This window comes from Herbaspirillum sp. C7C2 (genome assembly GCF_022627865.1).
Lineage (GTDB): Bacteria > Pseudomonadota > Gammaproteobacteria > Burkholderiales > Burkholderiaceae_D > Herbaspirillum > Herbaspirillum frisingense.
In genome coordinates, this window is record NZ_JABXGI010000029.1 from 32,550 (window position 1) to 46,761 (window position 14,212).

The window sequence follows — 14,212 nt, forward strand, 5'->3', positions numbered from 1 at the left end:
AGGCCAGGGTGCGGTATTTTTTTATATTGTTTAGATCATTGGAGCCAAGAATTCAGTCAGGCTGCCAGCGCAAGGTGATACGTTCGCCCTGCGTGACGAAACGACTGCAGTCCATGCCGATGCCGGCGGCCAGGAGCAAGGTGTCGCCGGCCCACACCAGCGGCAGGTAAGGTCGCTCCCAGGCAGGGACATCGGCGCTCTGGTATTGCTGCTTGAGACTGCGCGCCGGCCGGTTGTGTGCCAGCCTGACACGCTCGCCACCGCTGCGACCGCAGACCAGCAGGGATTGCGACTGCAGCCAGGCCGGATCAAAGCCGCCCCGGCCACCGGCGTCAACCTCGGTACCTGAAACAGGCTCGAAATGCAGCGTGCCGTAGAAGGCCGGCACATGCACCTGGGCCTGGCCTTGCCAGCGCAATTGCAGGGATTCGCCCTCTTCCGGCGGCCTGCGGCGCGGGGCCAGGAAGACGCGGTCGCGATAGCGGTGCACCTCGCCATCGGGATGCGAGACACACAGTTGCGCCTCGACGTCGGCCTGCAGCAGTTGACTGCGCATCTCCTGCATCCAGGCCGCCGAGGGCATGCGCATGCCGCGCAGCGCAAACCAGTGGCGCATCAGATTGAGGAAGCGCTGCTCGCTCAACTGGCGCAGCGCCGGCATGCGCAAGTGATCGTCCTGCCGACATTGCTCCAGGTCGGCCTGAGCCACTTCACGCAGCAATTCCTGCGCGCCCTGGGCATGGCCCGCAGCCCGCGCCAGTCGCTGCTGGTAGCCGGGAAAGACCTGCCCCAGCGCCGGCATCACCTGATGACGCAAGGCATTGCGGGCGTAGCGCGGATCACGGTTGGATTCATCCTCGATCCAGGTCAGCGACAGCGCCTGCGCGACGCTCTCCAGTTGCGCGCGCGTCACCCCCAGCAACGGCCGCGCCATCTGGGTATCCGCATCGCCCAGCAAGGCTGGCGCAGCATTGCAGCGATCCATGCCGGACAGACCGGCCAGGCCGCTGCCGCGCAGCAGTTGCAGCAGCACGGTTTCGGCCTGGTCGTCGAGGTGATGCGCGGTCAGCAGCAGGCGCGCGCCCTGCTGGCGACACAGGCGCCCCAGAGCGGCATAGCGCGCCAGGCGCGCCGCCTCTTCCACGCCGCTGTCGGCAACCTGCTGCAGTTGTACCCGCTCGGCCTGGAAGGCCAGACCGCGCACGTCGCAAAAGCCCTGTGCATGCGCCAGCCAGGCGTCCGCATGGAGGCTGAGCCCATGATGGACGTGCAAGGCCACCAGCCTGCCACCCGCCTGCTGCGCCCAATGCGCGGCCACCTCCAGCAGCACGGTGGAATCCAGCCCTGCGCTGTAGGCCACGGCCAGGGTGTCGCGACGGGCGTCGAAGCCGGCCAGCGCCAGCGTGGCCTGCAGGGCCTGCATCAGGCTGGCCAGGGTCTTGTCGTGGGAGGCGGAAGGATGATCGGACATGGGAAACGCGGCGGCTGAAAAGACAAACGCCAGCGAAGCAATCGCTGGCGCCTGAACGTGGGAAGCGGAAACGGTGGGGAAATTATTCCGCCGAATTCAATTCCTTGAACTTGCCGTAGGCCATCAGCTTTTCGTGACGGGCGGCCAGCAGGTCCTTGGTCTTCATGCCCTGAAACTGGCGCAGCGAATCCGACAGGGCACGCTTGAGCAGGCCGGCCATCTGCTTGGGGTCGCGATGGGCGCCGCCCAGCGGTTCGTTGACGATCTTGTCGATCAGGCCGATGGCCTTGAGGCGATGGGCGGTCAGGCCCAGTGCCTCGGCGGCGTCGGCAGCGCGGTCGGCGGTCTTCCACAGGATGGAAGCGCAGCCTTCCGGCGAGATCACCGAATAGGTCGCATATTGCAGCATCAGCACCTGGTCGCCCACGGCGATGGCCAGCGCGCCGCCGGAACCACCTTCACCGATGATGGTGGCGATCAGCGGCACCTTCAGCTCGGCCATGACATACAGGTTGTGGCCGATGGCTTCGGACTGGCCGCGCTCTTCGGCATCGATGCCGGGGAAGGCACCGGGGGTATCGACGAAGGTGAAGATGGGCAGGCCGAACTTTTCGGCGACCTTCATCAGGCGCATGGCCTTGCGATAGCCTTCGGGCTTGGGCATGCCGAAGTTGCGCATGGCGCGTTCCTTGGTGTCGCGCCCCTTCTGGTGGCCGATCACCATGCAGGCCTGGCCATTGAAACGGGCCAGACCGCCAACGATGGACTGGTCGTCAGCGAAGGTGCGGTCGCCGTGCAGTTCGTGGAAGTCGGTGAAGATTTCGCGCACGTAGTCCATGGTGTAGGGACGTTGCGGATGGCGCGCGATCTGCGACACCTGCCAGGGGGTCAGCTTGGCGTAGATGTCCTTGGTCAGTTGCTGGCTTTTCTTGACCAGGCGTTCGATCTCTTCGGAGATGTCGACGGCCGAGTCGTCCTGCACAAAACGCAACTCTTCGATCTTGGCATCCAGCTCGGCGATGGCCTGCTCGAAGCCCAGAAAAGTCGTTGTCGATTTACTCATTGTGTTCCTTTTCAACAAGTCCGATCATCGGCGGGAGGCCGCCCCGGTGCGGGTTGCGGCGCGATGGTCCCGGATGGATCGGTTTGCCTTAAATCTTGAGAGGAGCGGAGTATACACCAGAGGCCTCCGCGCCCTCTTCCCCTTGGATCAATAATCGGATGGCAGCGGATCCAGGCTGCGCCACAGATACCAGGTGGCCACGGTGCGCCACGGTTCCCAGTTCGCGGCGACTTCGCGCGCATCGCTGCGCGAGACAGGCTCGCCCGAGAAATAACTGACGCTGATGCCCTTGAGCAATCCCAGGTCATCCAGCGGCAGCACGTTCGGGCGCAGCAGATTAAATATCAAAAACATCTCGGCTGTCCAGCGGCCAATCCCGCGGATCTGGATCATCTCGGCAATGACGGCTTCGTCTTCCATCTCCGCCCATTTGTCGGGATGTACCGTCTTGGCCTTGAAGTGGGCCGCCAGATCGAGAATATATTCGGCCTTGCGCTTGGACAGGCCGCAGGCAGCGAGCGCCTCGGGGCCGGTACGGATCACCTGGCCCGGCGTGCAGCGCGGGCAGGCTTCCAGGAAGCGCTGCCAGACCGCATTGGCGGCCTTGGTCGAAATCTGCTGGCCGATCACCGAACGTGCCAGCGTGGTGAAGGCGTCGCCCCGCACTGTCAATTGCAGGTCCCCGAACTGCGGGATGAGCTTGCGCATGATGCGGTCGCGCTTCATCAGCTCGGCCTTGGCCTCTTCCCAGTAGGCCGGGACGATCAGGCTGGGATCGAGCTCGCTGGCTTTTCGGTTGGTATTCAAATCAAGCTCTCCGCCATTCGGTCAGGCCGCCCGGTTTGTCTTCCAGAATGATGCCGGCGTCGGTCAGCTCGGCACGGATGCGGTCGGCTTCGGCAAAGTTCTTGCCGGCCTTGGCCGCCTTGCGGGCGTCGATCAGGGCTGCGATGGCTGCTTCGTCCAGGCCACCGGCTGCGCTGACACCGCCCTTGAGGTATTCGCCCGGCGCGCGCTGCAGCAGGCCCAGGATGCCGGCCAGTGCCTTCAACTGGCGCGCCTGCGCCGGCGAGCGGCTGCGATTGACCTCGTTGGCCAGCTCGAACAGCACCGAGATCGCCACCGGGGTGTTGAAGTCGTCGTTGAGGGCATCGGCGAAGCGCTGGGCGTGGGCTTCGTCGGCGACCAGGCCGCCGGCCTCGGGGGGCACATCCTTCAAGGCGGTATACAGACGGGTCAAGGCCTGGCGGGCGTCGTCCAGGTGCGCATCCGAATAATTGAGCGGGCTGCGATAGTGCGCGCGCAGGATGAAGAAGCGCAGCACTTCCGGGTCGTATTGCTTCAGGACGTCACGGATGGTGAAGAAATTGCCGAGCGACTTCGACATCTTTTCGTTGTCGATGCGCACGAAGCCGTTATGCATCCAGTAATTGACGAAGGTGTGCTGGTGCGCCCCTTCGGACTGGGCGATTTCATTTTCGTGGTGGGGGAACTGCAGGTCCTGGCCGCCGCCGTGGATGTCGAAATGGTCGCCCAGCAGGTCGCTGGACATGGCCGAGCACTCGATGTGCCAGCCCGGACGGCCACAGCCCCAGGGCGAATCCCACTTGGCCTCGTCGGGCTCGGTCGGCTTGGCCGCCTTCCAGAGGACGAAGTCCAGCGGGTCACGCTTGCCGGTGTTGACATCGACGCGCTCGCCGGCGCGCAGATCGTCCAGCGACTTGCCGGAGAGCTTGCCGTAGCCGGGGAAGTCGCGCACCGAGTAATTGACGTCGCCATCGCTGGCCTTGTAGGCCAGGCCGTTCTTTTCCAGCTTGCCGATCAGGTCCAGCATCTGTGGCACGTACTGGGTGGCGCGCGGCTCGTGATCGGGGCGCTGCACGCCCAGGGCGCCGGCATCCTCGTTCATGGCGTCGATGAAGCGACGAGTCAGCTGGCTGATGGTCTCGCCGTTTTCCAGGGCGCGCTTGATGATCTTGTCATCGATGTCGGTGATGTTGCGCACATAGGTCACGTCGTAACCGGAGGCGCGCAGCCAGCGCTGCACCATGTCGAACACCACCAGCACCCGTGCATGGCCGATATGGCAATAGTCATAGACGGTCATGCCGCACACGTACAAGCGCACCTTGCCGGGTTCGATCGGGGAAAAGGTCTGCTTATCACGCGCTAGCGTGTTGTAAATCTTGAGCTCGCTCATGGGATGGGAATTCTTGGATTGGCGTTACCGCAGGGGGCGCCGGATTCATGCGATTGCGTGGGGCCGCGCCGGAAAGCGTTCTGGCGCTGGCATGCCCCTGCCTGGGATCATTGTTCTAACAGCAGTTGCAACATGAACGGGTCACGGTAGCCAAACCTCTTTTTGTCTTACTTGTTTGTTATAAAATGCCAGCTTTCTTCGAATTTCTTCGAGTATAGCATCGATAAAACCATGGCCCCAGAATCACAAGAACAGACATCCATTCATGGTTTGCGCGGTTTGATCAGCAAGACTGCCCACAAGACAGCAGTGTTGTCCAGCCTGGTGGCCGCCCTGTTCGGGGTGCCTGCCGGGCTCGCGCATGCCAGTGAAATGTCTGACATCAACAAGCTGATGCGGGCAGGACAGTATGCCGAAGCGCTGACCAAGACCGATGCCGTACTGGCGAAACACCCGCGCGATGCGCAACTGCGTTTCACGAAGGGGCTGATCTTAGCAGAACAAAACCGTTCTGCCGAGGCCATCGCGGTGTTCGGCAAGCTGACCGAGGATTTCCCCGACCTGCCCGAGCCCTACAACAACCTGGCTGTGCTGTACGCGGCTGACGGCCAGTACGACAAGGCCCGTGCGGCGCTGGACATGGCCATGCGCACCAACCCGACCTATGCCACGGCGCTGGAAAACCTGGGCGACGTCTATGCCAAGCTGGCCAGCCAGGCCTATGACAAGGCGCTGCAGATCGACCCGGGTGCCAACGTGCCGCAACCCAAGCTGACCCTGCTGCGCTCCCTGAACGGCAATACCACCGGCGGCACCGTGCCGCGCCTGGCCTCCGCGGCCAGCGCCCAGCGTGACGCCAAGGCCAAGGCCGACGCCAGCGCCGCCGAACAGCAGCAGCGCGCCAAGGCTCTGGCGGCCGAAAAGGCAGCCCAGCAGGCCGCCGCCGACAAGGCCGAAGCGGAAAAGACTGCCATTGCCAAGGCCACCGCCGACAAGGAAAAGGCGCAGGCCGACAAGGAAAAGGCGGACAAGGCCGCTGCCGACAAGGCCCGCGCCGACAAGGCCCGCGCCGACAAGGCACGCTCCGAGCAACTGGCCGCCGAGCAGGCCCGCGCACAAAAGGCCGCCGCCGACAAGGCTGCCGCCGAGCAGAAGCAGGCCGAACTGCTGGCCCAGAAGGAAAAGGACAAGGCCGACAAGCTGGCCAAGGAACAGGCCGCCCGCGCCGAGAAGGAAAAAGCCGCCCAGGCAGCCGCCGAGAAGGCGCGTGCCGACAAGCTGGCCGCCGCCGAGAAGGCAAAGGCCGACAAGGCCCGCGCCGACAAGGACAAGGCCAAGGCGGAAGCCAGCGCCGAACAGGAAAAGTCAGCGGTACTGGCGGCCCTCAACGGCTGGGCCAAATCCTGGAGCGACAAGGATGTGCGCGGCTACCTGGGCCACTACGCCAGCGACTTCGACACCCCCAAGGGCGCATCCCGCAAGGAATGGGCCGAAGAACGCCGCGCCCGCATCGAGGACAAGGGCCGCATCAGCGTCAAGGTCAGCAATGCCACGGTCAGCATCAGCGGCAACACCGCCACCGTGCGCTATCGCCAGATATATAATTCGGATCGGCTGACGGTGGACAGCCGCAAGACCCTGATATTCGTCAAACAGGGCAATCGATGGCTGATCAAACAGGAACGATCGGGAGGGTAATTGGTGGCTAGCGCTTTGCAAGGGCGTTCCATGCGCATGCTGGGACGCCTGCTGATGTTGTGTCTGGCAGCTCTGCCTTCGATGGGCAGCGTGGCCTCTTCTTCTTCCATTCCGCCGCAGAGCAGTCCGGCCGGCGCGGCCGAGGCCAAGCCTGATCCGGAGGCCTTGCTGATCGATATCTACAAGGATCTCGGCGCCAATCGCCTGCGCGAGGCCCAGGTCAAGGCCGATGCCCTGGTGGCGGCCTATCCCACTTTCCGCCTGGGCCATCTGGTACGGGGCGACCTGCTGCTGATGCATGCGCGACCGGTACGCAACTTCGGCGCCATGGCTGACGGCCCGGCCGACAAGCTCAAGGAACTGCGCGACGAGGCCATGGTGCGCATCCGCTCGCTGCAGGAAAAGCCGGATCCACACCTCATTCCCAAGGCCGTGCTGCAGGTCGGCGACGACCAGAAGAACGTGCTGGTGGTCGACACCACCCGCTCGCGCCTGTACGTCTATGAGAACCAGGGCGGTGAACTGAAATACCTGACCGACTACTACGTCTCCCAGGGTCGCTTCGGCGCCAACAAGACCAAGTCCGGCGACCAGCGCACCCCCATCGGCGTGTACTACGTCAACAACCGCATCCCCGGCCCCAAGCTGCCCGATTTCTATGGCACTGGCGCCCTGCCCCTGTCCTACCCCAACGAATGGGATAAGCGCAATGGCCGCAGCGGCTATGGCATCTGGCTGCACGGCACGCCCTCGGACAATTTCAGTCGCCCGCCGCTGTCCTCCGACGGCTGCGTGGTGCTGGCCAATCCCGACCTGCAGAGCCTGTATTCCACGGCCGAGGTCGGCCGGACGGTGGTGGTGATCAGCCAGCACGTGCAGTTCGTGGACAAGAGCGAATGGGCCAGGCAGCGTGACGCCGCCAGCGCCATGCTGGAAGACTGGGGCCAGTCGCTGGAAAATGCGGATGCCGACAAGGTCCTGTCGTACTATTCCCCCGAATTCCGCTCGGCCCAGGGCGAAAACCTGAGCACCTGGTTCGGCCGCCAGCAGAAGAGCCTGAACGGCGCGCGCTATACCAGTGTCAAACTGCGCGATGTCAGCCTGTTCCGCTATCCCGGCACACCGGAAGACATGATCGTCAGCACCTTCACCCAGGAGAGTGCCGTCGGCAAGAGCAAGAACGCGATCCGCAAGCGCCAGTACTGGGTGCGTGAAGGATCGCAATGGAAAATCATTTACGAAGGCAACGCATGATCATTTCTCGTCGTCACCTGCTGCGCATGGCAGCAGCCCTGTCCCTGTCGGCTACGCTGGCCTCCCCCGTGCTGGCCGCTGACGCGCCCCGCGTGCTGCTGAAAACCAGCATGGGCGACATCACCGTCGAGCTGAGCCCGGAAAAAGCCCCGGTCTCGGTCGACAACTTCCTGAAGTACGTCAAGAAGGGCCAGTACAACGGCACGGTGTTTCACCGCGTCATCAACGGCTTCATGATCCAGGGCGGCGGCATGGACCAGAACCTGCGCGAAAAGCCCACCGACGCGCCCATCAAGAACGAGGCCAATAACGGTTTGAAGAACGAGGTTTATACTATCGCCATGGCGCGCACCTCGGCACCGCACTCGGCCACCGCGCAATTCTTCATCAACGTCGCCAACAACCGCTTCCTGGACTATCCGGGCCAGGATGGTTGGGGTTATGCGGTGTTCGGCAAGGTGATCGCCGGCACCGACGTGGTCGACAAGATCAAGCAGGTGCGCACCGGCGGCGGTGATGTCCCGACCACTCCGGTGGTGATCGAATCGGCCAGCATCGTCAAGTAGGTCTGAGCCGCACCGGCATGCCAGGCGGGCCAGCGTTGCCCGCCTCGTTTTTTTTATTTTCACCCTCAAGCAAAGGATTCAACATGGCAGTTCTGCTCACCACCAACCACGGCAACATCCGAATCGAACTGGACGCGGAAAAAGCGCCGAAGACCGTTGAAAACTTCCTGGCTTATGTCAATGCAGGTCACTACAACGGCACCATCTTCCACCGCGTCATCGACGGTTTCATGATCCAGGGCGGCGGCTTCGAACCCGGCATGAAGCAGAAGGAAACCAAAGAACCCATCGAGAACGAAGCCAAGAATGGCCTCAAGAACGAGCCCTACACCCTGGCCATGGCCCGCACCGCCGCCCCGCACTCGGCCTCGGCGCAGTTCTTCATCAACGTCAAGAACAACAGCTTCCTGGATTTCCCGGGCCAGGACGGTTGGGGCTACTGCGTCTTCGGCAAGGTCGTCGAAGGCACTGAAGTGGTCGACAAGATCAAGGGCGTCAAGACCACCCGCTCCGGCATGTTCGCCGACGTCCCGGCGGAAGACGTGGTGATCGAGAAGGCCGAAGTGGTCTGAGCCAGACCCTCTTCACCCCGACCATGACTGATTTCCAGTTCATGCAAAAAGCGCAACCGACGGTTGCGCTTTTTGTTTCCGATCTCCATCTGCAAGCTTCCCTGCCGCGTACCACGGCGGCCTTCCTGTCCTTCCTGCAGCACCAGGCGACGCGCACGCAGCAGCTCTACCTGCTGGGCGACATCTTCGAATACTGGGCCGGCGACGATGACCTGGTCACGCCCTACAACCGGCAGATCGCCGATGCCCTCAAGGCCGTGCAGGCGCAAGGCGTCCAGCTGTTCTGGATGGCCGGCAACCGTGATTTCCTGGTGGGCCAGGGCTTTGCGGAAGCCGCAGGGATGACGCTGCTGGACGACCCGACGGTGGTCACCCTGGCCGGTCGCCGCCTGGCGCTGGCGCACGGCGACGCCCAGTGTACGGACGACCTGGCCTACATGGCCTTCCGCGCCCAGGTGCGGCAGCCGGCCTACCAGCAGCAGTTCCTGGCGATGCCGCTGGCGCAGCGCAAGGCCATCATCGAAGGCATCCGCAAGAACAGCCAGGACGCCAACCAGAGCAAGGAAATGGCCATCATGGATGTGAATGCCGATGCCATCGCCGCGCTCTTCGCGCAGACCGGCAGCGACGTGCTCATCCACGGCCACACCCACCGCCCTGCCCTGCATCGCCTGGAGGACGGTGAGGCCCCCAGGCTGCGCTACGTCCTGCCGGACTGGGAATACGACGTCGAGACGCCGCGCGGTGGCTGGATCAGCCTGAGCGCCGACGGCGTGCTGCACCGGCATGATGCCCAGGGCGACGAGATCGCCTGAATCACCGCTCCCCTGCCCAGCCTCCCACCGCAGCCGACATGATCCCGGCTGCGGACTGCGACTTCGATTCAATCCACCAACCGGTTCAACTGGGCGGCGTCGAAGTGCGTTGTTTCTTCCAGTCGTCGACACCCTATCCCCGCACTCTTCAAGGCGGCCAGCACCACCTCGAGCTGCTGCTCCTGCGCCGCCACCTGGTTGATCAGGCCATGCAGCGCCTTGGAGAGCGGGTCGTCGCCATTGGGCATGACGCCATAGGCCGCAAACAGCCGGGCTGTCGCCTGGTCGCGCTCGACCGGCCCTGGATTACGCTCAACGATGCGCGCCGGGTTGCCGACCGCCGTGGCGCCGGCCGGTACTTCCTTGGTCACCACCGCATTGGAGCCGACCTTGGCGCCGTCGCCCACCGTAAATCCGCCCAGGACCTTGGCACCGGCACCGATGATGACGCCGCGTCCCAGGGTGGGATGGCGCTTGGCGCCCTTGGACAGCGAGGTACCGCCCAGGGTCACGCCCTGGTAGATGGTGGAATCGTCACCGACCACAGCGGTCTCGCCGATGACCACGCCCATGCCGTGGTCGATGAAGACACGGCGACCGATGGTGGCGCCGGGATGGATCTCGATACCGGTCAGCGTGCGCCCCAGTTGCGAGATGAAGCGCCCCAGCCACTTCAGGTCGGCGTGCCAGCAGGCCTTGGCCCAGCGGTGCAGGATCACCGCATGCAGGCCGGGATAACAGGTCAGCACCTCCCAGCTATTGCGTGCGGCGGGGTCGCGCTCACGGATGCTGGCGATGTCTTCTCTGAGTCGGCTGAACATGATGGTTTCCTGAAACGTTGAACGAACTGCGGGGTGGAACGACAAAAAAAATCGCCGGACACAAAGTCCGGCGATGTTGTCATGCGGGGATGACCGGACTTACCTGGGCAAGCGCTGACGTCGCGCCTCGTACAGACACACGCCCGATGCCACCGACACGTTCAGGCTCTCGACCGAACCGAACATGGGGATGTTGACCAGCACGTCGCAGGTCTCGCGGGTCAGGCGACGCATGCCCTCGCCTTCGGAACCCATGACCAGCGCGGTGGGGCCGGTGAAGTCGCCCTCGTAGAGCCCCTTCTCGGCGTCGTCGGAGGTACCGATGATCCAGACGCCGCGCTCCTTCAGGTCGCGCATGGTGCGCGCCAGGTTGGTGACGGTGATGTAGGGCACGGTATCGGAGGCGCCACTGGAGACCTTCATGGCCGTGGCGTTGAGGCCAACGGCGCGATCCTTGGGGGCGATCACGGCGTGCGCGCCGGCACCGTCGGCCACGCGCAGGCAGGCGCCCAGGTTGTGCGGATCGGTGATGCCGTCCAGGATCAGCAGCAGCGGCGGACCGACCACGGCGTCCAGCAGTTCATCCAGGGTGCGCGCCAGCGACAGTGTGGCAGCCTTGGCGACCACGCCCTGGTGACGGCGCGTACCGACCATGGCCGACAGACGCTGGTCGTCGGCCTGGATGATGCGCACGTTGGCTTCCTTGGCGGCATGCAGCATGTCCAGCATGCGGCGGTCGCGGCGCTCGGCATCCACGTAGATCTCGTCCACCGAGGAAGCCTCGTGGCGGATGCGGGAGGTCACGGCATGGAAGCCGAAAATCATTTTGCTCTTCATAAATCCTGCTTGTGTCTTTCGTCTTGCGGTCAAATCATTCCATCAAACCCGGTCGCAGGCTGCCTGGGCAGCTGGCGGCCGGGGACATGCTCATCGCTTCTTCTTGCCGCCCTTGTTGAAACCCTTGGCGGCGGCGCGCTTGCGGTCGGCTTCGCCGGCGCGGGCGTGGCTGGCGCCGGTCTTGGCCTGGGCGCCACCCTTGGCCCCCTTGCCCTTGGCGGCCACGGCGGCCGGCTTGGGCGCGGCGCCCTTCTTGGCGCGGGGTGCCGGTTGACCGGCGTCACCGCCGGCGCCGCTCCCGGCCGCATTCCTGGCCGACCCTGACTTGCCGCGCGCGGCGCTTTCGGCGCGCTTGGCTTCATTCTTGATCAGGGTGCGGATGCCCGGTTCGTTGACCAGCGACAGATCGATCTTGCGTGCATCCAGGTCGACCCGGCTGACCTGCACGGTCACACGATCGGTCAGCTGGTAGCGGATGCCGGTGCGTTCGCCGCGCAGTTCGTGGCGCGCTTCGTCGTACTGGAAGTAGTCGGCCCCCAATTCGGTGACGTGCACCAGGCCTTCGATATAGAGCGCATCGAGCTGCACGAAGATACCGAAGGTGGCCACGCCGGCGATGGTGCCGGTGAATTCCTCGCCCAGCTTGTCGCGGATGAAGTAGCACTTCAGCCATGCTTCCACGTCACGTGAGGCCTCGTCGGCGCGACGTTCATTGGCCGAACAGTGCAGGCCCAGCGCTTCCCAGATCGCCAGGGCGCTTTCGCCGCGCGGCTTCTTGCCGGCGGCCTTGTCGGTGGCGCGCTGCAGTGCCTGCGCCTTGCGGGCGGCCGGCGAGATCGAGGTATTGAGCGCGCTGCTGTCGATGCCCTTGGGCTCGTAGCGCTTGCCCTGCAGCACGGCCTTGATGGCACGATGGGTCAGCAGGTCGGGATAGCGACGGATCGGGCTGGTGAAGTGCGCGTAGGACTCGTAGGACAGGCCGAAGTGACCGATGTTGTCGGGGCTGTAGACCGCCTGCTGCATGGAGCGCAGCAGCATGGTCTGGATCAGGACCGCATCCGGACGCGCCTTGACCTTGGGCATCAGTTCCGCATAGTCGGACGCGCTGGGGGTGTCGCCCCCACCCAGGGTGAGGCCTACCTGCTTGAGGAAGGTCCGCAGCTGGGTCAGCTTTTCCTTGGTCGGGCCGGCGTGGATACGGTACAGCGCCGGATGATCGTGACGCTTCAACAGGTCGGCCGCGCAGACGTTGGCCGCCAGCATGCACTCTTCGATCAGGCGGTGCGCATCGTTGCGGGTGCGCGGCAGGATCTTCTCGATCTTGCCGGCGGCATTGCAGACGATGTAGGTCTCGGTGGTCTCGAAGTCGATGGCGCCACGCGCCTGGCGCGCCGTCAGCAGCGCCTGGAAGACTTCGTAGAGGTGCGTCAGGTGCGGCACCAGACCGATCCGGCGCGCCGCCTCCGGACCCTTGGTATTGCCCAGGATCGAGGCCACTTCGGTGTAGGTCAGGCGGGCCGCCGAGTGGATCACGGCGGGATAGAACTGATAGGCCTTGATCTCGCCCTTGGCGGTGATCACGGCGTCGCAGACCAGGGTCAGGCGATCGACATCGGGGTTCAGCGAGCACAGGCCGTTGGAGAGCTTTTCCGGCAGCATCGGGATGACCCGGCGCGGGAAATAGACCGAAGTGCTGCGCTCCAGCGCATCGGTATCCAGGGCATCGTTGGGCTTGACGTAGTGGCTGACGTCGGCGATCGCCACGATCAGGCGGTAACCCTTGGTGCGACCGATCTTGACCGGTTCGCAATAGACCGCGTCATCGAAGTCGCGGGCATCTTCACCGTCGATGGTGACCAGCGGGACATCACGCAGATCGACCCTATCCTTCAGGTCGGCCGCCTTGACTTCGCTGGGCAGCTTGGCCGAGAGCTTCTTGGCCGCTTCGGAGAATTCGTGCGGTACGCCGTACTTGCGCACGGCGATTTCGATTTCCATGCCGGGGTCGTCGATGTCGCCGAGGATTTCGACGATCTTGCCCACCGGCTGGGTATAGCGTGACGGGTGCTCGGTCAGTTCGACGCTGACCACCTGCCCGGCCTTGGCCTTGCCTGGCGAGCCGGCCAACAGCACGTCATGGCCGATGCGCTTGTCTTCGGGGGCGACCACCCAGACGCCGTTCTCGTTGAGCAGACGACCGATCACGTGGCTGTTGGCGCGCTCCACCACTTCGACGATGGTCCCTTCCGGACGGCCGCGACGGTCGGTGCCGACGATGCGGGCCTGGACGCGGTCCCCGTGCATGACCTTCTGCATTTCCTTCTCGGGCAGGAACAGGTCAGCGCTGCCATCATCGGGCAGCAGGAAACCGAAGCCATCACGGTGGCTGGAAACGCGGCCCAGGATGAAGTCGGGTGAATGGGTCAGTTTGTAATGACCGGCGCGATCCGGCTTGATCTGGCCGTCACGCTCCATGGCGTTGAGGCGGCGCGTCAGGCCATCCATTTCTTCAGGCTTGACGCCGAGCGCGGCTGCCAGTGCGGCAGCGTTTTGCGCGCCGGACGAAGTGCGCAGGATGCCGAGGATCTCTTCCCGGCTGGGAATGGAATAGGGAAATTGGCTCAAAAGTTTCGTTTCGCGCAATTGTTATAAATGCCGGGGCAAGCATCGCCCGGACCGATGGAAGCCCCTAGTGTAACGGAGTTGCTGCCATTTACCTAACCGCAATACGGAGGAAGAAGGGGGTCAAGCTTTCGTATTACAACGAAAAAACACCTAGGAGATCAAGAAAAGTATTGACAGCCAGCGAATACCCTCTATAATTACGTTCTTCGCTTTACAGCGCAGCCCACGTGGCGGAATTGGTAGACGCGCATGGTTCAGGTCCATGTGCCGCGAGGTGTGGGGGTTCGAGT

General features: G+C 63.9%; 12 protein-coding genes. 5 read left to right on the top strand and 7 right to left on the bottom strand.

All coding sequences use genetic code 11. From position 1 onward, the window contains the following. Positions 1–52: 52 nt before the first annotated feature. From tilS to cysS, 4 genes are all read right to left on the bottom strand, one after another. Positions 53–1,471: a tRNA lysidine(34) synthetase TilS gene (tilS, locus tag HWE04_RS22655; RefSeq protein ID WP_241813765.1), complete on the bottom strand. Its 1,419-nt coding sequence runs from the start codon at positions 1,469–1,471 to the stop codon at positions 53–55. An 82-nt stretch (positions 1,472–1,553) separates the two neighbouring features. Then, complete coding sequence (locus HWE04_RS22660) at positions 1,554–2,534, bottom strand: acetyl-CoA carboxylase carboxyltransferase subunit alpha (protein WP_006463559.1); 981 nt, start codon at positions 2,532–2,534, stop codon at positions 1,554–1,556. Between the two features lie 147 nt (positions 2,535–2,681). Next, entirely contained in the window at positions 2,682–3,341 is a 660-nt protein-coding gene (locus HWE04_RS22665; RefSeq protein WP_006463560.1) for a DNA-3-methyladenine glycosylase family protein, read from the bottom strand. 1 nt (position 3,342) lies between these two features. Then, complete coding sequence (gene cysS / locus HWE04_RS22670; RefSeq protein ID WP_241813766.1) at positions 3,343–4,734, bottom strand: cysteine--tRNA ligase; 1,392 nt, start codon at positions 4,732–4,734, stop codon at positions 3,343–3,345. Positions 4,735–4,965: 231 nt separating this feature from the next. On the opposite strand from cysS, the gene HWE04_RS22675 reads away from it, so the two are divergent. The 5 genes from HWE04_RS22675 to HWE04_RS22695 all read left to right on the top strand — a co-directional run bounded on the left by HWE04_RS22675 (position 4,966) and on the right by HWE04_RS22695 (position 9,639). Next, positions 4,966–6,432, top strand: coding sequence for a YybH family protein (locus HWE04_RS22675; protein WP_342222446.1), 1,467 nt, complete (start codon positions 4,966–4,968; stop codon positions 6,430–6,432). 36 nt (positions 6,433–6,468) lie between these two features. Then, positions 6,469–7,686 carry a L,D-transpeptidase family protein gene (locus HWE04_RS22680; RefSeq protein ID WP_241813771.1) on the top strand — a complete coding sequence of 406 codons (1,218 nt, stop codon included), beginning with the start codon at positions 6,469–6,471 and terminating at the stop codon, positions 7,684–7,686. After that, on the top strand, positions 7,683–8,252 hold the full coding sequence (locus HWE04_RS22685) for a peptidylprolyl isomerase (RefSeq protein ID WP_241813768.1): 570 nt from the start codon (positions 7,683–7,685) through the stop codon (positions 8,250–8,252). The genes HWE04_RS22680 and HWE04_RS22685 overlap by 4 nt, the downstream gene beginning before the upstream one ends. A gap of 83 nt (positions 8,253–8,335) precedes the next feature. Continuing rightward, positions 8,336–8,824: a peptidylprolyl isomerase gene (locus HWE04_RS22690; RefSeq protein WP_006463565.1), complete on the top strand. Its 489-nt coding sequence runs from the start codon at positions 8,336–8,338 to the stop codon at positions 8,822–8,824. A gap of 23 nt (positions 8,825–8,847) precedes the next feature. After that, entirely contained in the window at positions 8,848–9,639 is a 792-nt protein-coding gene (locus HWE04_RS22695; protein ID WP_241813769.1) for a UDP-2,3-diacylglucosamine diphosphatase, read from the top strand. A gap of 68 nt (positions 9,640–9,707) precedes the next feature. On the opposite strand, the gene cysE is transcribed toward HWE04_RS22695, so the two are convergent. The 3 genes from cysE to rnr form a co-directional block, all read right to left on the bottom strand. Next, positions 9,708–10,460, bottom strand: coding sequence for a serine O-acetyltransferase (gene cysE, locus HWE04_RS22700; protein ID WP_006463567.1), 753 nt, complete (start codon positions 10,458–10,460; stop codon positions 9,708–9,710). Between the two features lie 99 nt (positions 10,461–10,559). Beyond that, positions 10,560–11,297 (bottom strand): 23S rRNA (guanosine(2251)-2'-O)-methyltransferase RlmB, encoded by a 738-nt coding sequence (gene rlmB, locus HWE04_RS22705; RefSeq protein WP_077238518.1) that lies wholly within the window; start codon positions 11,295–11,297, stop codon positions 10,560–10,562. Between the two features lie 90 nt (positions 11,298–11,387). After that, positions 11,388–13,922 (bottom strand): ribonuclease R, encoded by a 2,535-nt coding sequence (gene rnr / locus HWE04_RS22710; RefSeq protein WP_241813770.1) that lies wholly within the window; start codon positions 13,920–13,922, stop codon positions 11,388–11,390. Positions 13,923–14,212 lie beyond the last annotated feature (290 nt).